This window comes from Cecembia sp. (assembly GCF_007126775.1).
Taxonomy (GTDB): Bacteria; Bacteroidota; Bacteroidia; order Cytophagales; family Cyclobacteriaceae; genus Cecembia.
Genome location: NZ_SLAP01000028.1, coordinates 1 through 18,078, shown reverse-complemented (window position 1 = coordinate 18,078; position 18,078 = coordinate 1). Strand labels below are relative to the sequence as shown.

The 18,078-nt window shown below is 40.6% G+C and carries 16 protein-coding genes; 1 reads left to right on the top strand and 15 read right to left on the bottom strand.

All coding sequences use genetic code 11. The annotated features are described in order from the left end of the window. Positions 1-12 precede the first annotated feature (12 nt). Positions 13-1,386 (bottom strand): Gfo/Idh/MocA family oxidoreductase, encoded by a 1,374-nt coding sequence (locus QZT73_RS02135; RefSeq protein ID WP_291777306.1) that lies wholly within the window; start codon positions 1,384-1,386, stop codon positions 13-15. Positions 1,387-1,564: 178 nt separating this feature from the next. Between QZT73_RS02135 and hemN the strand changes: the two genes are divergently transcribed. Next, the gene (gene hemN, locus QZT73_RS02130; RefSeq protein ID WP_291786359.1) at positions 1,565-2,929 is read left to right on the top strand and encodes an oxygen-independent coproporphyrinogen III oxidase; all 1,365 of its coding nucleotides are present in this window, start codon (positions 1,565-1,567) and stop codon (positions 2,927-2,929) included. Positions 2,930-3,149: 220 nt separating this feature from the next. On the opposite strand, the gene QZT73_RS02125 is transcribed toward hemN, so the two are convergent. From QZT73_RS02125 to pheT, 14 genes are all read right to left on the bottom strand, one after another. After that, complete coding sequence (locus QZT73_RS02125) at positions 3,150-3,854, bottom strand: sulfite exporter TauE/SafE family protein (protein WP_291777301.1); 705 nt, start codon at positions 3,852-3,854, stop codon at positions 3,150-3,152. Then, the gene (locus QZT73_RS02120; RefSeq protein WP_291777298.1) at positions 3,855-4,280 is read right to left on the bottom strand and encodes a FixH family protein; all 426 of its coding nucleotides are present in this window, start codon (positions 4,278-4,280) and stop codon (positions 3,855-3,857) included. It lies immediately after the preceding gene. 47 nt (positions 4,281-4,327) lie between these two features. Continuing rightward, positions 4,328-5,746: a cytochrome c oxidase accessory protein CcoG gene (gene ccoG / locus QZT73_RS02115; RefSeq protein ID WP_291777295.1), complete on the bottom strand. Its 1,419-nt coding sequence runs from the start codon at positions 5,744-5,746 to the stop codon at positions 4,328-4,330. 55 nt (positions 5,747-5,801) lie between these two features. Next, complete coding sequence (locus QZT73_RS02110) at positions 5,802-6,743, bottom strand: cbb3-type cytochrome c oxidase N-terminal domain-containing protein (RefSeq protein WP_291777292.1); 942 nt, start codon at positions 6,741-6,743, stop codon at positions 5,802-5,804. Next, the gene (locus QZT73_RS02105; protein ID WP_291777290.1) at positions 6,730-6,921 is read right to left on the bottom strand and encodes a cbb3-type cytochrome c oxidase subunit 3; all 192 of its coding nucleotides are present in this window, start codon (positions 6,919-6,921) and stop codon (positions 6,730-6,732) included. Before QZT73_RS02105 ends, QZT73_RS02110 begins: the two co-directional genes overlap by 14 nt. Before the next feature lie 11 nt (positions 6,922-6,932). After that, positions 6,933-9,065, bottom strand: a complete 2,133-nt coding sequence (ccoN, locus tag QZT73_RS02100) for a cytochrome-c oxidase, cbb3-type subunit I (RefSeq protein ID WP_291777287.1) — start codon at positions 9,063-9,065, stop codon at positions 6,933-6,935. A 2-nt stretch (positions 9,066-9,067) separates the two neighbouring features. Next, positions 9,068-9,250 (bottom strand): cbb3-type cytochrome oxidase assembly protein CcoS, encoded by a 183-nt coding sequence (gene ccoS, locus QZT73_RS02095; RefSeq protein ID WP_291777284.1) that lies wholly within the window; start codon positions 9,248-9,250, stop codon positions 9,068-9,070. A gap of 2 nt (positions 9,251-9,252) precedes the next feature. Continuing rightward, entirely contained in the window at positions 9,253-11,694 is a 2,442-nt protein-coding gene (locus QZT73_RS02090) for a heavy metal translocating P-type ATPase metal-binding domain-containing protein (protein WP_291786357.1), read from the bottom strand. 62 nt (positions 11,695-11,756) lie between these two features. After that, positions 11,757-12,392: a hypothetical protein gene (locus QZT73_RS02085; protein ID WP_291786354.1), complete on the bottom strand. Its 636-nt coding sequence runs from the start codon at positions 12,390-12,392 to the stop codon at positions 11,757-11,759. 111 nt (positions 12,393-12,503) lie between these two features. Then, complete coding sequence (locus QZT73_RS02080; protein ID WP_291777274.1) at positions 12,504-13,265, bottom strand: zinc-dependent peptidase; 762 nt, start codon at positions 13,263-13,265, stop codon at positions 12,504-12,506. A 64-nt stretch (positions 13,266-13,329) separates the two neighbouring features. Next, positions 13,330-14,895: a ribonuclease Y gene (gene rny, locus QZT73_RS02075; protein WP_291777271.1), complete on the bottom strand. Its 1,566-nt coding sequence runs from the start codon at positions 14,893-14,895 to the stop codon at positions 13,330-13,332. Positions 14,896-14,959: 64 nt separating this feature from the next. After that, entirely contained in the window at positions 14,960-15,244 is a 285-nt protein-coding gene (locus QZT73_RS02070; RefSeq protein WP_291777268.1) for a cell division protein ZapA, read from the bottom strand. A 1-nt stretch (position 15,245) separates the two neighbouring features. Beyond that, positions 15,246-15,530, bottom strand: a complete 285-nt coding sequence (locus QZT73_RS02065) for a hypothetical protein (protein ID WP_291777265.1) — start codon at positions 15,528-15,530, stop codon at positions 15,246-15,248. Position 15,531: 1 nt separating this feature from the next. After that, complete coding sequence (gene pheT / locus QZT73_RS02060; RefSeq protein WP_291786353.1) at positions 15,532-17,943, bottom strand: phenylalanine--tRNA ligase subunit beta; 2,412 nt, start codon at positions 17,941-17,943, stop codon at positions 15,532-15,534. Positions 17,944-18,078: the final 135 nt, after the last annotated feature.

Here is an 18,078-nt window from a genome sequence, read left to right as displayed (position 1 = left end):
AAGTTTCTTTTTTTACTTCCCTCTACCTGATTTCATTAGCTTGATATCAGTTAAATCAGCAATTTTGATGGGTTTTGCTTCATCAATGCTTTTCCTTGCTGCTATCCCTACCAAAATCGACATAGCCCCATCCCGTGTTCCGGCAGATTGCCTATATGGATCAGCCATGGCAGGGTCTTTGAATAATTTATCTTTCAAGCGGGTATCTCCACCCCCATGCCCTCCACCTCCATGGGGGATTATAATAATTTCCGATTTCCCAAAATTCTTGCTCAGTCTCAGTTCATCCTGAGCAGGTTCTTCCCAAGGTTGGCTTTCTTTTATCCATGCATCCAGCCGGCCTTTGGTACCATTAAATGCAATTCTATACCCCTCATAAGGGGAATAGGACGTCAAAGAGTAGCTGACTTGTACTCCGTTCATATAGCGGATCTGCACTGCCATCTTATCAAAAATATCAATATCCTCCCGGAAAACACAGCCATCCCTAAGATAGCCATCATGCTGTTCATTGTTCACATAAAGGTCTACCAAATGCTTGTTTTTGGTAATGTCCCAATGGAAATCACAGTTATTTTTGTGGGGACAGGGACGACAATGCGTATGCCTGAAAGCCCCATTCTTACCATAAAATTCTAAGTTTCCGTAGGCAAAAACCTCTTCGGGATCCGAGTCCAACCACCAGTTGAGCAGGTCAAAATGATGTGTGGATTTGTGCACCAGTAAAGTTCCTCCCTTTTCCCGATAAGCATGCCACCTTCTGAAATAATCGGCTCCATGAGAAGTGTCCAAATACCAATGAAAATCTACGGAAGTGACTTCCCCAATTTCACCACTACGGATGATCTCATACATCCTTTGTCTATGAGGGGAATAACGGTAATTAAAGGTCACAATCACTTTTTTACCGGTTTTTCTTTCTGCATCCAATATGGCCTGACACTTGAATTCGTCTGTTGTCATGGGCTTTTCAGTAATAACATTGGCACCAAATTCAAGTGCTTTGATGATAAATGTATGATGGGTATTGTCTACGGTAGTAACTATCACTACATCCGGCTTTTGTTCAGCCAACATTTTATCAAAATCAGTATACAAGGAACAGTCCGCACCAATATATGATTTTCCAAATTCTAACCTTCCCTCGTTATTGTCACATAAACCCACAAACTCCACCTGTTCGTGATAAATCCTTTGTACTTCCCTACCAAACATATTGACTCCCCGGATTCCTAACCCTACCAAAGCCAATTTCATTTTCTCATTTGGGTTATTGTGTAATTGAAGGGCTTCTGCTATGCTGTTTAAAAAAATAGAGCCTACTGTAAAACTGGTTGTTTTGGCCAAAAAATCTCTTCTTGATGCACTGATTTTATTTTTTTCCATGGTTATTGGGTTAATAGGTTACTTTAAATGTAGAAATTTTTCAATTCAAAATCCAAGCTTATTTCATGAGATGCAAATTTCTTCATCTTAAAATCATGACTTTAATCAGGTAATGGAAAGATGCCTGTCATCAAAAAACAAACAAATGCTAGAGATCTTTGTGTCAAAGTTGGAGCATATGAAACCTACAATAGCAGCAGATTTAATCAAAAAATACAATGTACCTGCACCAAGATATACCTCCTATCCTACTGTTCCTTTATGGGCGGACAACTTAACTGAAAAACCTTGGATCAATTTGGTGAAAAAGGCTTATGATGATTTTGGAGAGAAAGAGGGAATTACCCTCTACATTCACCTTCCCTATTGCGAAAGCCTTTGTACGTATTGTGGTTGTAACAAACGCATCACTAAAAATCATGCAGTAGAAACTCCCTTTATCTCATCTATCATAAATGAATGGGGTAAATATCTGAGAATACTGCATTCCAAACCAAAATTATCAGGTATACACTTAGGAGGTGGTACTCCTACCTTCTTTTCTCCTGAATCCCTTCAGGAAATGTTAGGGTTTATTTTGGAAAGTTCGGAGGTGATGGCCAATGCCGAATTCAGCTTTGAAGGACACCCCAATAATACTACTAGGGGGCATCTTCAGACACTTTTTGACCTTGGATTCAGAAGAGTCAGCTATGGAATTCAGGACTTTAACCTGGATGTTCAAAAAGCCATCCACCGCATTCAACCATTTGAAAAAGTGAAGGAAGCCACAGATGTGGCCAGAGAAATAGGCTACGAATCAGTGAATTTTGATCTGATTTATGGCTTACCCCACCAATCATTGGAGACCATCACAGATACCTTTATGCAAGTTGCGCTCCTGAAACCGGATAGGATCGCTTTCTATAGTTATGCACATCTACCTTCTGCCTTTCCCGCGCAAAAGAGTTTTGAACAATTTCTACCCAAGGAATCAGAGAAAAGGGCTCTTTATGAAAAAGGTAAAGAAATACTTGCTGAAATGGGGTACCTTGAAGTGGGAATGGATCACTTTGCCCTATCCAATGATCCTCTATACCTGGCCAAAGAGAACAAAACCTTGCACCGGAATTTCATGGGATATACTACCTCTCCTTCTAAGATATTATTGGGCTTAGGGAATAGCTCCATCTCTGATATATATTATGCTTATGCACAAAATACCAAAGTAATTGAACCCTATAAGGAGCAAATTGGAAAAGGCAATTTTGCACTACTAAAAGGTCATATAATGAGTGAAGAAGATATCAGTACCAGAAACCTGATTCTCCAGTTGATTTGTAACCAAAAAGCCAACTGGGAAGAGCCATTTTTTGAGAATATTGAAATTTCTAATTTTAATCAACTCGTTGCATTTGAAATGGAAGGATTAATAGCATTCGATGAAAAAGGGATTCAGATTCTGGAAGCAGGAAAGCCTTTTATACGCAACATCTGTATGGTCTTTGATAAGAGGATGCAGGAAAAAGAACAAAAACAATTTCAATTCAGCCAAGCAATATAACCCGGATAACCCATTTTTTGATACTGCTCCTTTTTTCAAAGGAGCAGTTTTTTACGCTAAATAGACAAATTAACTTTGATCCCGCATTAAGAAAATGGAACCCTGATCGACTTCAGAAGGTGCTGAATACAGATTTGTGGTGGATGTGGCGGGTGACCCTTAATTTTCTGTGGCCTTTGTAAAAAAATTTTAATGTACATTTCTGCCTAAACAGCACCGATCAATCACAAACTGTCATCTCAGTACTAACTTTCCCATCTTCAAAGCTGGGTAATTTCGGACTTACATAGTGTATCCCCAAGCCCAATCCCCTGACAATAAAAAGAATACCTATGAACATAGCTACGTAAGGCATTGCATTGGTGAGTTTATTTCGGATGGGGAGAGAAAGAATTTTGCCGGTAAGCATAACTCCTATTAACATGGGAATAGTCCCTAGACCAAAAAACATCATGTACAAAGCTCCTTCCAGCGGACTTTGAAGAGCTAGGGAGGCAATCAATGCAATGTATACCATTCCGCACGGCAAGAGTCCGTTAAGTAAACCTGAAGCAAAAAACGCTTGGGTTCCACCTTTTTTGAGATATTTTCCCAAGGAAGATTTGAGTCGGTGCAATGAACCAAAAACACCGGATTGGGTGATCCACCTTTCAGATTGCTTATAAAAAAAGGCCATCAATAAAATCAGTACTCCCATGAGAATGGATACCCATTGCTGTACACCTGCAAGTGAGAATGAAAATCCTACCAAGCCAATCAATCCTCCCATTGCAGAATAGGTTAATGTCCGGCCAAGGTTATAAAAAATTTTATTTTTAAGAAATGGTGAATTGTCTTTGGCAGAAACAGCCAAAGCAATTGGACCACACATTCCCAAACAGTGAAAGGAGCCCAAAAATCCCAATAAAAAGGCAGTCCAAATCATTTAAATATTGATTTTCTTTTCCTGGTAATAAGCTGTTCCGTTTTCGATCCAACTCAATTTTACCTTCCAATATCCCGATTTTAAACTTTTTACATCAATGGAATTGGTTGCTAAATCCGTGATATCAAATTCAATTTTCCTGTCCAACCTTGCATCTGATGGTCTGAATAGATGCAGGGTACCTTTAGATCCAACAGGCAACTGTAAGTCTACAATCTTTAATTGATTGTCATAAACTAAAACTTCATTTTCCAGCTGACTGGCATTGATCATTTTATCGATTTGGTCTTGGTATTTGATTTCTTCCTCATAATAATTCTGAGTTACCAAATGGATATCATCCTGTCTAACACAGATAACCACCATGGATATCATAAGCACGGCAAATGCAGCAAGTGTCAATATTATTCCTTTTCCCCAATCCATAATTATTTTGTTTTATTAGTTTCTTCTCTTTGACTTCTAACAAGCTTTTAATTGGAAGCAATGGGTCCCATAAAGCTTGTTTTGATTTTATCAATCACTTTCCCGTTTTGGGTAAGCAAAAGCACCACATTATCCTGGTTTGTCTTTATGTTTTGTCCCTCAGTAACGACAAAAAACCTTCCTTCAAATTTAGATTGGCCTTGCAAAGTCCAGTTCTGATCCCCTATCACTTCCAGTCGGTACTTTTTATCTTCCGGTTCCAGGGTAATTGCTTGTGGTTCAAATGTCTTATTGATAAAAGTAACTTCATACAAATTACTAATTTCTCCATTTTCCCGTGGCTGATAAGTCATCCCCCTGAATCTGGTCACTGTAGCACCAAGATCATCTCTTGTTGCCAATAAAGCGACAAAAGCCCCAACCAGTATTAGGAGTAGAAAAGAGTAGAGCTTAACTCTCCCAGTAAGTAGTTTCTGCGTTTTTTGTAAGATACTCGTATCAGAAGCATACCTAATCAATCCTAAAGGCCTATCTACTTTTTCCATCACCTCATCACATGCATCTATACAAGCAGTACAGTTTACACATTCCATTTGTACTCCATTTCTGATGTCTATTCCTGTTGGGCATACCTGAACACACAAACCACAATCTATACAATCTCCCTTAGGGCTTTCCTCCACCTTATTTTTCCTTATCGGCGCTCTTGGTTCTCCCCTTACGTGGTCATAAGTAACATTGATGGAGTTGGCGTCCAATAATACACCTTGTAATCTGCCATAAGGACAAACGACCAGGCAAGCCTGTTCTCTGAACCAGGAAAAAACAAATAAAAAAATACCCGTAAATGACATTAGTCCTATAAATCCTGCCATGTTTTCACTTGGTGGCTGACTTACAATTTCTACTACTTGATCTATTCCAATGAGGTAAGCCATCACAGTATGTGAAATTAACAAGGAAATGATGACAAAAATGGTCAATTTAAGGCTTTTCTTTCTGATCTTTTCTCCATTCCAAGGCATGTCGTCCAGCTTGCGCTGTTGATTCGCATCCCCTTCAATCCAATACTCAATCTTACGGAAGACCATTTCCATAAATAGGGTCTGGGGGCATGCCCAACCGCAGAAAACCCGTCCAAATACTGCCGTAAAAAGAATGATAAAAACAAAAAATATGAGCAATAAGAAAATCAGCAAGTGGGTGTCCTGCGGCCAAAACGCGGCTCCAAATATGATGAACTTACGTTCAAAAATATTGAAAAGCATGTAGGGTCTTCCTCCTACTTTGATAAAAGGCCCAACAAACAAAATGGCCAGAAGTATCCATGATAGATAGGTTCTCCATTTATAAAATTTACCATCAACTTTCTTGGGGTAAATCCAATTTCTCTTCCCATCTTCTTTGACAGTAGCCAAAGAATCCCGGAATTTTTCAGGATCCAAATGTGGATTTTTAGTACTCATGATTTTGGTTCTTGGAAAGAGGGGGGACTATCCCCCCTCTTTTAGATTTATTCATTCAATCTTCGTCTTCAACCTCCTCCAGACCGAGTTCATCTTCTGTAAGTGCGTCCAATGGCTCCTCAATAGCAGGTTCATATTTATCCCCTTCAGGAGCTTTGGGATTGGCGGGTGTAGTCCCGACCAAAGTCAAAATGTAACTTGATACATTCTGCATTTCTTCAGGGCTCAATTGATCCTGCCATGGAATCATTCCTTTTTCAACCACACCATATTTCACTATTGAGAAAATATCAGCTATACTTCCTCCATGTATCCAGTACTCATCTGTTAGGTTGGGGCCAATTCCTCCCCCTCCATCATTCGCATGACAGGCTGCACAGTTGGCTTCGAAAATAGTTCTGCCGGAATTAATAGCTCCTGTAGAACTATCGAAAACCACTGAATACTCATCGATGGAACCCACTGCCAACGCTGCCCTTTCTTCTGCCTCAATGGCAGCGATGCGCAGTTCTTCTTCATACTCCTCCAACTGTGTTTTTCCCAGGCCCAAGACAGAGAAGTAAGTGAAATAGACCACAGCAAAGGCAATTGTAATATAGAAAACATTGGCCAGCCATGGGGGCATATGATTATCAAGTTCTACTATTCCATCATAAGAATGGTCAAGCATCAGGTCTTTTTCTTCTTTTCCGCCAACAGGCTTCATCTTTCCTGTAATGTATTTGAGCTTGAATTCATCCCACCATGAAGGTTCCTCTACCATAGCAGGGTTCTCTTTTTTGAAGACGGCTACCATGAAAGACATCAGGTAGATCATCAAAATCAGAAGCAAAACAATTACCCCCAGCACTACCGCAAGAATGACGAGTAACGTCAATTGATTGCTGTCCATTTCCTGAAATTTAGTTACCCAGTTCATTTCACTCGTCTGAGCGAATGTTGGCAGGGAAACAAACATCCCTGTTAGTAGCATCAATATGGATTTAAACTTTTTCATAGCCGCTGGTCTTTTTTAATTCTTCATTCAATGGCATCTCCTTCATATGATCGACATATTTTTTATCGACCCGAATTACCCATATAAACATCCCGATAAAGAAAATCACAAAGATCAATAGCGAGATAATTGGGTATATTTCTATGTTCTCTATAGAACTTAATATATCTTTTTTCATGACACTTTTGATTAAGGGTTGGAAGCTGTTGTTTTCTTGATATCTGTACCGAGGCGTTGCAGATAGGCGATCAATGCCACAATCTCAGATTCTGGCATAGCTTCGACCCCAGATGATTTCAGGTTTGCAACTATCTGCTCGGCCTGCACCATAAGGTCTGTATTCGCTTGCTCATCATATCCTTCAGGATATGGTACACCAAGTTTTTGAAGTGTCCTGATTTTGGCAGGCAGGTCTTTGTGGTCCATCATATTGGTGACCATCCAAGGGTATGGAGGCATCAAGGAACCGGGAGACATGGATCTAGGATCTACCATGTGATGGTAGTGCCAGCTATCTGGATATTTACCACCTACACGGTGTAAATCAGGACCCGTTCTTTTAGATCCCCAAAGGAAAGGTCTGTCGTAAACAAATTCTCCAGCTTTAGAATATTCACCATAGCGTTCAGTTTCAGAACGGAATGGCCTGATCATTTGGGAGTGACAGCCCACACATCCGTGTGAAATATATAAATCCCTACCCTGTAATTCCAAGGGAGTGTAAGGCTCTACACTTGAAATGGTCGGTACATTGGATTTGACCAGAATAGTCGGGATAATTTCCACTGCTCCCCCAATAAGAATCGCAATTGTCGCCATAATGGTAAAGAAAACAGGCTTTCTTTCCCATGCCCTATGCCAAAATTCACCAGGATGAGCTACATGTGGCTTCAATGCAGGAGCTTCGTCCGCTTCTTCCTCTTGGAAGGTTCCCTGCTTGGCAGTCTTCACCATATTGTATACCATTATAATGGCACCGGATAAATAAAGAAGCCCTCCAAATGCTCTCAGTATGTACATTGGAACAATCTGTATCACTGTTTCCAAGAAGTTGGGATAAGCCAATCTACCAGCTTCACTGAATTCTTTCCACATCAAAGATTGAGTCAGAGCAGCCACATACATAGGTAGGGCATAGAAAATGATTCCAAGCGTACCCATCCAAAAGTGGGTATTCGCCAGTTTGGTTGAATACAAAGTGGTCTTCCACATTTTAGGCCATAACCAATATAACATTGCGAATGTAAAGAACCCATTCCATCCCAATCCACCAATGTGTACGTGGGCTACTATCCAGTCCGTATAGTGGGCAATCGCGTTTACATTTTTAAGAGATAGCAATGGCCCTTCAAAAGTGGCCATACCATATGCCGTTACCGCTACAACCATGAATTTCAAAACAGGATCTACCCTTACTTTATCCCATGCACCCCTCAAGGTCAAGAGGCCGTTTACCATACCTCCCCAGGAAGGTGCGATCAACATGACCGAGAAAACTACTCCCAATACCTGTGCCCATTCCGGAAGTGCCGTATAGAGCAAGTGGTGAGGCCCAGCCCAGATATAGAGGAAAATCAGGGACCAGAAGTGAATAATGGATAGTTTGTAAGAATATACAGGTCTGTTGGCTGCTTTTGGCAAGTAGTAATACATCAATCCTAAGAATGGCGTGGTTAGGAAGAATGCCACCGCATTGTGTCCATACCACCACTGTACCAAGGCATCCTGAACACCTGCATAAGCAGAGTAACTCTTAAAAAAGGATACTGGAAGTGCCAGAGAGTTGAAGATATGCAATACCGCCACTGTGACGAAGGAAGCCAGATAAAACCATATGGCTACATACATATGCTTTTCTCTTCTTTTGATCATGGTTCCGATCATGTTGGCACCAAATGCTACCCAAACAAGGGCAATCAGAATATCTATTGGCCATTCCAATTCAGCATATTCCTTAGAGGAGGTAAGCCCTAAGGGAAGCGTTATGGCTGCCAAAAGAATAATTATCTGCCAACCCCAAAAGTTGATCCAGCTGAGCGCCTTGCTCCACATCGGGGCCTTCAGTAATCTTGGCATGGAATAATATATCCCTGCGAAAATCGCATTTCCCACAAAGGCAAAGATCACCGCATTCGTATGGAGCGGTCTGATTCTACCAAAAGTGGTATATGGATTTCCTAAGTTGGCTTCAGGTAGAAAGAGCTGGGTGGCTGCAATCACACCTACCAACATACCGACGAGGCCCCAAGCTATGGTGGCGACCCCGAAGTACTTTACGATTTTATTATCGTAATTGAACTGTTCCAGTGTTGTTCCTGACATACTTACTTCGATTTAGTTGATGGTACTTTTTTATCTTTATTTTTTGGTTCATTCTCAAATAGGATTCTGATAGCAGGGGTATGGTTATCATCAAATTGTCCTCCTTTCATCGCCCTGAAAAACAGGAAGAGGAAGGTCCCCGCCAGAATTAAACTGATTGCTATCAAAATGAATATTACTTCCATATCTACCAGATTTTGTCTTTTAAGCCTCTTTTGTAGGCTATGTAATTGGTTGTTATAGTGGTGAATAACACCACTGAAATACTGCTGATCGGCATCAGAATCGCACAAAAAACCGGACTGACCAGCCCCTGCACTGCAAAGAAGACCCCAACAGTATTATAAGTGAAGCTAAGTCCAAAGCTCGCTTTGATGATTTTTCTACTTGTTTTGGTAAAATCCAGAAATGAGGGCAATTTGTACAGCATAGCTGCATCCATGATGGCATCAGATGCCGGGGAAAAATTGGTCACTTTGTCGGTTACCGCAATTCCTACCTTGCTTTCCCTCAAGGCCCCTGCATCATTCAAACCATCTCCTACCATCAGGGTGTTTTTGCCCAAATCATTCAGAGACTTGATATAATGGAGCTTATCACTGGGTCCCTGATTAAAAGACATTTGTATGTTGTCTCCAAAGATCCTTTTCAGGTTTCGGCGCTCATGATCCTGGTCTCCTGATAGAAAATGGACTTGTTTTTGCGACTTGATAGTTGTTACCAACTGGTCAATTCCCTTTCTTAGGCCGCTTTGAATAAAGAAATATCCCAAAACCAAATCTTCTATGGCAAAAAAGACCAGGTTCCCACCTTCCGGTAAAGTACCTGATTCGGCATTTACATATTCAGCTGATCCCAATTTGATTTCCTGGGATTTGTAGATGATTTTTAGTCCTTTCCCACTTATTTCCTCCACATCTTCGTCCAATTTTATGGCTTTTACCCCATCCAGCCAAGTATTTATCCTATTGCTCAAGGCATGTGTAGACTGATTGACCATGGCTTTGATCAATGCTTTGGACTCATCTGAAAGTGGCTCTCCTTGATATTGTACCTTTGCTTGGGAAGGTGCTGTCAAGGTGCCTGTTTTATCAAAAACAACCGTGTCTATTTTTGCCATCTTTTCTATGACATGAGAATTTTTAAGGTAAAACTTTCCTTGTCCAAACACCCTCAAAGTATTTCCCAAAGTGAATGGGGTGGACATGGCCAAAGCACAGGGGCAAGTGATGATCAAAACAGAAGTGAAAGTGAGAACACCAAGGGAAATATTTCCTGCCCAAGCCCAGTAAGCAAAAGATAAGAGTGCTATAAAAAGTACTGTAAATGTAAATTTACCTGATATCTTATTGGCTAAAGATTCCAGTCCCATTGAATTCTCCTTATCAAAAGATTCATTGTTCCAAAGGTCTGTGAGGTAACCCTGAGAAGGTGATTTCTGTACCGCCAAGCTGATGGCTTTCCCTTTTTGTCTGCCGCCAGCATAGATGAGTTCACCTTTCTTTCTGGAAACCGGCACTTCTTCTCCGGTCACAAAGGAATAATCGATCAATGCTACCCCATCTAATAAAATACTATCCGCGGGTATCAACTCTGTATTCCTTACCCGGATGATATCACCTACATTTAACTTCGCCAATGGAATGACCTCTTCCTCATCTCTAACCAAGCGTGTAACCGCTATGGGGAAATAGGATTTATAATCCCTGTCAAAAGAGAGGGTATCGTAAGTTTTTTGCTGATAGAATTTCCCGATCAAAAGGAAAAAAAGTAATCCACCTAAAGTATCCATATACCCTTCATTGCCAAGGATAAAGATGTCATATAAGCTGTAAGTAAAAAGAGTAACAATGCCTATTGCAATGGGCACGTCCATATTCACAGCCTTGTTTCGAATCGATAGCCAGGCAGATCGGTAATAATCTGTAGCCGAATAAAAAAATACAGGAAGGGCCAATAAAACATTAAGGTAGTTAAAGGTTTTTTTGAATCCAGTTCCAAGAAGTTCTGCTTCTGAAAAGTATTCGGGCAAACTGAAAAGCATCATATTTCCAAAGCAAAAACCAGCCACCGCCAATTTGGTGATCAGCTTTTTGTCCATGCTTTGTACTTTTTTCTTGTCAGTATCTGCTAAATTGATAAGCGGCTCATACCCTATTTTTGAGAGCATCCTTACCAATTCTTTGAGAGAGATTTGATCTTTCAGGAACTTTACCTGAACGCGCTTCTTGATAAAATCAACCCTTCCTGAAATCACACCGGGATGTATCTTGTGCAGATTTTCCAAGAGCCAGATGCAGGATGCACAATGGATCAATGGTATATTGAATGTAATGTGAATTTCATCCCCTTGTTGAAAATCTATCAGTTTTTGGATCACGTCCATGTCATCCAAATAGTCAAATCGGTTGTCCCTCTTTGAAACCTCCTTCTGACTCACACCAGGATTTTCCCCAATTGTATAATAGTCACAAAGGTCATTCTCACTGAGGACTTCATAGACCAATTGACAACCTGTACAGCAGAATTCTTTTCCGTCAAATTGAAGAATTTCTTCCTTGCAATCCTCACCACAATGGTAGCAGGTAGAAACTTCTTTTTGGGGTAATATTTTAGATGAATTGGACATTTTGTACAAGTTACTGAGCTTCAAGACCAAAAAACATGACGGAAATCATATTATACCATGACTTAATACGAGAGGTAAAAAGAAAGTCGGTCATACCACATGCCGCCTTTGTAAAAGTGAAAAAGGACTTTGGCAAGATCAGACTGATAGTACTTGGTTGTCACCAATAAAGTGCAATTGTGTTTGACTGCATAGGACCAAAAATCGCCTATTCTTGTAAAGTTGAATTTAATAAAAGAAGTCTCAGCACTGGATTGAGATAAGAGTTGAACAAGTTCCTGTTCTTCCCTTAATTTGGATTTGGGTATAAATGAGGGAGAAATAATTGTCGCTTTACTGTCTTTGATATTTTCATGAAATAAATCCACAAAATTTCTGATCAAACGGGCAGAGGCAGGTGTACCATCATAATGAAAAAGTAATTTTTCTGTAGACAACTCCTTGTCATAAAGCAGTACAGGGATTTCGCAGGGTTCTTCTTCCAGTCCTTTTGGTTTTTCCAGTCCATGCAACCAATCCAACACTTCAGGCAAATGGGCTGTAAACAAACTAGGGTCATTTTCAGGACTGCACATTAGGCCGCTTCCGCTGTCAGATAAATATTTTGGAAAACCGCTAGGTAATATTTTGCAAAAATGCGGATGTACAATTTCTTCCGGAACGGAAAACCTGACCAAATTTTCTACTTTCCCCTGCATAACTTCAATGATTTATTACAAATCTATGGCAGGTCATTTTTTTTTAAGGTGACATAAGGTAGGCAACAATATGATTTAAATCATGTTTTGATTTGAATGTAACGACAGGCATTAACCTTTTAAGACCGTAGGGTCTTGTTTTAAAAGGAAGACAAGGCTTTTATAAAGTGCTGCATGCTCTGATTTGAAAGCTTCAGGCCTTTCGAAAAAGGCTTCCAAAGCGACTGCAAAGAATTCATGCGGATTGTTACTTGCAGATTTTCTAAAAAATGAATCTTTATCTTCTTTGATTTGCTGAATTTGGTCTTTGGCCAAATCATTGAATTTTTGCCAGGCAATCTTATTGAAAAAATTACTTTCCTCATTATAATGAATCTGATTTTCCAACTTCAGTGCATGGGCCATCTCATGTACCCCCAAATTGACCCCATTTTTGGGATCTCTAAAGCCTTCTACAAAATTCTTCCAGGATAGCACGATGATCCCCAATTTGGGATTTACCTCTCCCTGATGATATGTTCTGTTGATGGTGGAATAATAATTATCGGGATATACCAAAATTCTTGAAAAATGCTTTAGTTCCACATTTCTAAAACCAAAAACAACCATGATGGCCGTAGCACTGATCAGCAACTCCATTTCTCGGGTTATGGATTCCAATCCGCCCCTTGGGATGAACTCCTTGGTTGAAATAAAACGTACCAAGCGCTCTTTGAACTCCTCTTGATGCTTAGGTTGAAGGTTTTTGTAATAAGGAAAAAAACGGTTAAGCACCTTGATATCATTCGGTGTTAACTTCTTGGACTTTAGAAGAATCTTTATTTCATTGAAAAGCCCAACCAAGGATTGGAAGAAGTGATAAACAAAAAACATCGTCTAAATAAATAAAAAAGGTGCAGCATTTAACTGCACCTTAGTCGAAAATTATCGAAAATTACTATTTGGCATAATTCACTGCTCTCATTTCTCTGATCACAGTGATTTTTATCTGTCCAGGATATTGCATCTCTTTTTCAATTTTCTGAGATATATCGAAAGACAACTTGCTTGCCGTTTGGTCATCCACATTGTCTGCGTCCACCAGGACTCTCAGTTCCCTACCGGCCTGCATGGCATAACACTTATTGACTCCATCAAAACTCAGCGCCATATCTTCAAGTTCTTTTAAGCGTTTGATATAGCTGTCCATGATTTCTCTTCGCGCTCCCGGCCTTGATCCCGAAATGGCGTCACAGGCTTGGATAATTGGAGAAATCAGAGTGGTCATCTCTATCTCGTCATGGTGGGCACCAATTGCATTACATACTTCAGGATTTTCTTTGTATTTCTTGGCCAGTTCCATTCCCAGAATAGCATGTGGAAGTTCTGCTTCCTCGGGCCATACTTTTCCAATATCATGAAGCAAGCCTGCTCTTTTTGCCAATTTGGCATTGAGCCCCAATTCAGCGGCCATGGTAGCACAAAGCTTGGCCACCTCCTTGGAATGCTGAAGGAGATTTTGTCCGTAAGACGAACGGAATCGCATCCTACCTACCATCCTGATCAATTCCGGATGCAATCCATGAATTCCAAGCTCTATACAGGTCCTTTCACCGATTTCTATGATCTCTTCTTCAATATTTTTTTCGGTTTTATTGACCACTTCCTCAATCCGCGCCGGATGGATACGCCCATCCTGCACCAGCCTGTGGAGGGAAAGTCTGGCCACTTCTCTTCTCACTGGATCAAATCCTGAAATAATGATTGCTTCAGGCGTATCGTCTACAATGATTTCCACACCGGTCGCTGCTTCCAAAGCCCTGATATTTCTTCCTTCCCTGCCAATAATCTTTCCTTTGACATCATCGGATTCGATGTTGAATACGGAGACACAATTTTCAATGGCATGCTCTGTAGCAGTACGTTGAATCGTATCCAAAACAATCTTTTTAGCCTGCTTGGTTGCTGTAAGTTTGGCCTGATCCAATATGTCCTTGATCTGAGAAGAAGCTTTTGTGGTGGCTTCATCTTTAAGCATCTCCACCAATTGGTCTCGGGCCTCCTCTTTGGTCAAAGAAGCAATTTTTTCCAAATCCGCAATTCTTTGACTGGTAACCCTATCCAATTCATCTTTTTTCACCTGAACTGAATGTAGCTGGGCATTCAGGTTTTCCTTCCTGCTATCAAGTTCTGCTTCTTTTCGCTTGACCTGCTCAATTTCTTTGGATAGTGCCTGCTCCCTTTGTTTGATTTTGTTTTCATTGGTAATGATGATATTTTTCTTTTTACTTACCTCTTCTTCAAAATCAGATTTTAGCTTCAGGTATTTTTCTTTGGCTTCTAAAATCCTGTCCTTTTTCAATGCTTCTGCATTGATCTCTGCTTCGCGGATGATACTTCTGGCTTTTTCTTTGGCCTCAGCTTCTAACTTTTTGCTGTTATTTTTGATAAATAGACCAGCTATTACCGCCCCAATACCCAGGCCTACTACGCCTGCAATAATAATGTATAATGACTCTCCCATAGGTATTTTATATATGTTTACCTACCGGATAAGAAAAAATGCCGCAGAAATGAGTCGGGATTAATTATAATAGAGATTCCAGTATATCGTTGATCTGAACAACCTTAGATTGGACAATTTTACTGTCCTCCGCATTGATTTCATCCTGTTCCATAGATTGCACCATACAATCAAATGCAACCATGGCCAGTAAATCCTGTTTATCGTCCAAACCAAACTCCTCTCTGTATCTTTTGAGTTTATCGTTAATCAACTTGCCCGCCTGTCTGATTTTGGCTTCATCTGCTGTCTTCACCTTCATGGGATACTCCCTATCTCCGATTTTTAATCTTATTGAAAGTGTCTCCATATCACTCAGACAAATAGGTAATGATATTATCGATTTCCTTTATATAATTATTGATCTTTTCTCTCAGTTCGGCAGATTCTATATCTTCCACCGGTAAGCTATTTACAAGTTTAGCTATTTTAATTTGATTTTTAAAATCTTCCAACATCTGCTCCTTTTCATCCAGCTTATTTTTTAGAACAAATAGTTCTTCTTTTAGTGCATGGTTATCCTGCTCAAGCAGCTGCAGCTTATCCGCCACTTTACCGGCAAGCATTTCCAGACGTTGGATCTCTTCTTGAATCATATTATTTACGGATAAAAGCCCCTACCTCATTTTCAAAACTCTGAATAAGCCTATCCATGGTCCTGTCAATGACTTTATCTGTCAAGGTCTGTTCTGAATCCTGTAGGTAAAAACTCAAAGCATAAGCTTTTTTACCTGCATCTATCTTATCTCCCTGGTATACATCAAAGACCCCAATACGCTGTAGCAACTTACCCCCTGCTTTCAGCGCAACCTTTTTGATCTGATCGAAATTAATAGCCTTATCAATCACCAATGATAAGTCTCTTCTGACCTCTGGAAACTTGGAAATTTCACCGTACTTTTTCAGGCCTTTGGCTTTTTTTGACAACAAATCCCAATCCAGCTCAGCAAAAAGAACTTCCTGCTTCACTTCTGCCAGTTTTCCAGTATCTTCCCGAATCAGGCCTATTCTCCCCAACTCTTTTTGCCCAAGAGTTAATTTTAATGCATAATCAAATGGCCTATCATGAAGAATTTCAACCTGAACCTGATCAATGTTCAATTTATCCAAAATAACTTCAACTACCGAATATAGGTCCGAAAAAACTACTGCCTTGGAAGGTGACACCCAACTTTCCGCAGTTTTTTCCCCGGTAAGGAACAGGGCAAGTTTTCTTCCTTCACGGTAAGCATCCCCTTCCTTGGAATAAACTGTACCGAATTCGAAAAATTTGAGATCCTTTTGCCTCCTGTTGATATTATGCGACAATACTTCCAACCCAGAGAATATAAGGCTCTGCCTCATTACCCCAAGGTCCTCAGAAAGTTTGTTGTAGATTTCAACATTATTGGAAGGGTTAAGAAAACCAGATTGCTCTGCATAGTTAGGCTTGGTCAGTGAATTAGTAATCATTTCATAATAACCCAAGCCTGTGAGTAACTCACTGAGTCTATATTGTAGTTTATTCAAGTCCTTCGCCGGATGTTCCGCCAAATAATCAGATTGAAGGTTCTCTGACAGTTCCACATTGTCAAAGCCATAAATCCGGAGAATTTCTTCAATCACATCAGCCTCTCTTTCCACATCCACGCGGTAAGGCTTCACCGCTACCTTGATGTGGGTTTCGGATTCCTCCACATAATTGATTTCCAAACCTTCCAAAATTTCTTTGATCTGAGCTTTTGGCAAAACTTTGCCTATCAATCTATTGATATGGGCATAGCTGACTTCAATGATCCTGTCCTGAACAGGTTCAGGGTACAGATCCACAATTTCTGAGGAAATCTCCCCTCCTGCTATTTCTTTGATCAACATGGCGGCCCGCTTCAAAGCATAGACCGGCATATTGGGATCGGTCCCTCTTTCAAAACGGAAAGAAGCATCTGTTTTCAATCCGTGAAACTGTGACCCTTTTCGGATAACATCCGGAGAAAAACAGGCACTTTCCAAAAAGATAGAAGAGGTATTATCCGACACTCCCGAACCTTTCCCTCCAAAAATTCCCGCAATACAAAGTCCTCCTTCTTGGTCACAGATCATCAACTCTTCCCCTGAAAGTTTTCTCTCCTTTTCATCCAGGGTTACAAAGGGGCTGTCTTTGAGAAGCTTTTTGACAATGATTTTTCCTCCCGAGATTTTATCAGCATCAAAAGCATGAAGAGGCTGACCCAGGTCATGAAGGATGAAATTGGTAATATCCACAATGTTATTGATAGGATCCAGATCCAATGCTTTGAGGTAATTTTGAAGCCATGCCGGGGAAGGGCCAACTTTTACATTGGATATGGTCAATCCGGCATATCGAGGACAATCGGCCGGATTTTCCACTTCCACCGAGATGGGTCTGGCCTGATGATCTACTTTGAAATCCTCAACGGATGGTAGGCAAATATCACGTTTCAGCAGGGCTTTCAGATCACGGGCCACACCCAAATGGGAAGCGGCATCTGCCCTGTTGGGCGTCAGACCGATTTCCAATACAGAGGCACTTACTACCTCAAAGTACGCCGAAGCAGGCGTGCCATTAGGAAGGTCTGTATCCAAAACCATGATCCCGGCATGGCTTTCGCCTATCCCGATTTCGTCTTCTGCACAGATCATTCCTTGGGAGACTTCTCCTCTGATTTTTGCTTTCTTGATTTCAAAAGGTTCCCCTGAAATGGGGTATAAGGTACAGCCTTCTTTGGCCACCACTACTTTTTGGCCTTTGGCTACATTGGGAGCACCGCAAACAATCGGGACTACCTGGTCTCCAATATCCACGGTGGTGAGGCTGAGTTTATCCGCATTGGGATGTCTTTCACAGGTCAGTACCTCTCCAATTACTACCCCTTCCAAACCGCCTTGGATGGATTCAAAAACCTCGATTCCTTCTACCTCGAGACCACTCCCTGTCAAAAGGGCTGCTATCTCTTCGGGTGATTCTTCAAAATGGATAAAATCTTTTAATCTATTGACGGATATCTTCATGTATACACTTCAGTTCAGAACAAGGCACAAATTTAAGAGAATTGCATTAGCTAAGAAGTGGATGCCTGAAAAATGTAGATAGTAGTGATTAAAACTAAAAACACTTGTTTTTTTTTATTTTTTAGTTTTACTTTT

Bases quoted from the DNA above. Each gene is read 5' to 3' on its own strand.
- QZT73_RS02135 (WP_291777306.1), bottom strand. From the start codon at position 1,386: ATGGAAAAAAATAAAATCAGTGCATCAAGAAGAGATTTTTTGGCCAAA.
- hemN (WP_291786359.1), top strand. From the start codon at position 1,565: ATGAAACCTACAATAGCAGCAGATTTAATCAAAAAATACAATGTACCT.
- QZT73_RS02125 (WP_291777301.1), bottom strand. From the start codon at position 3,854: ATGATTTGGACTGCCTTTTTATTGGGATTTTTGGGCTCCTTTCACTGT.
- QZT73_RS02120 (WP_291777298.1), bottom strand. From the start codon at position 4,280: ATGGATTGGGGAAAAGGAATAATATTGACACTTGCTGCATTTGCCGTG.
- ccoG (WP_291777295.1), bottom strand. From the start codon at position 5,746: ATGAGTACTAAAAATCCACATTTGGATCCTGAAAAATTCCGGGATTCT.
- QZT73_RS02110 (WP_291777292.1), bottom strand. From the start codon at position 6,743: ATGAAAAAGTTTAAATCCATATTGATGCTACTAACAGGGATGTTTGTT.
- QZT73_RS02105 (WP_291777290.1), bottom strand. From the start codon at position 6,921: ATGAAAAAAGATATATTAAGTTCTATAGAGAACATAGAAATATACCCA.
- ccoN (WP_291777287.1), bottom strand. From the start codon at position 9,065: ATGTCAGGAACAACACTGGAACAGTTCAATTACGATAATAAAATCGTA.
- ccoS (WP_291777284.1), bottom strand. From the start codon at position 9,250: ATGGAAGTAATATTCATTTTGATAGCAATCAGTTTAATTCTGGCGGGG.
- QZT73_RS02090 (WP_291786357.1), bottom strand. From the start codon at position 11,694: ATGTCCAATTCATCTAAAATATTACCCCAAAAAGAAGTTTCTACCTGC.
- QZT73_RS02085 (WP_291786354.1), bottom strand. From the start codon at position 12,392: ATGCAGGGGAAAGTAGAAAATTTGGTCAGGTTTTCCGTTCCGGAAGAA.
- QZT73_RS02080 (WP_291777274.1), bottom strand. From the start codon at position 13,265: ATGTTTTTTGTTTATCACTTCTTCCAATCCTTGGTTGGGCTTTTCAAT.
- rny (WP_291777271.1), bottom strand. From the start codon at position 14,895: ATGGGAGAGTCATTATACATTATTATTGCAGGCGTAGTAGGCCTGGGT.
- QZT73_RS02070 (WP_291777268.1), bottom strand. From the start codon at position 15,244: ATGGAGACACTTTCAATAAGATTAAAAATCGGAGATAGGGAGTATCCC.
- QZT73_RS02065 (WP_291777265.1), bottom strand. From the start codon at position 15,530: ATGATTCAAGAAGAGATCCAACGTCTGGAAATGCTTGCCGGTAAAGTG.
- pheT (WP_291786353.1), bottom strand. From the start codon at position 17,943: ATGAAGATATCCGTCAATAGATTAAAAGATTTTATCCATTTTGAAGAA.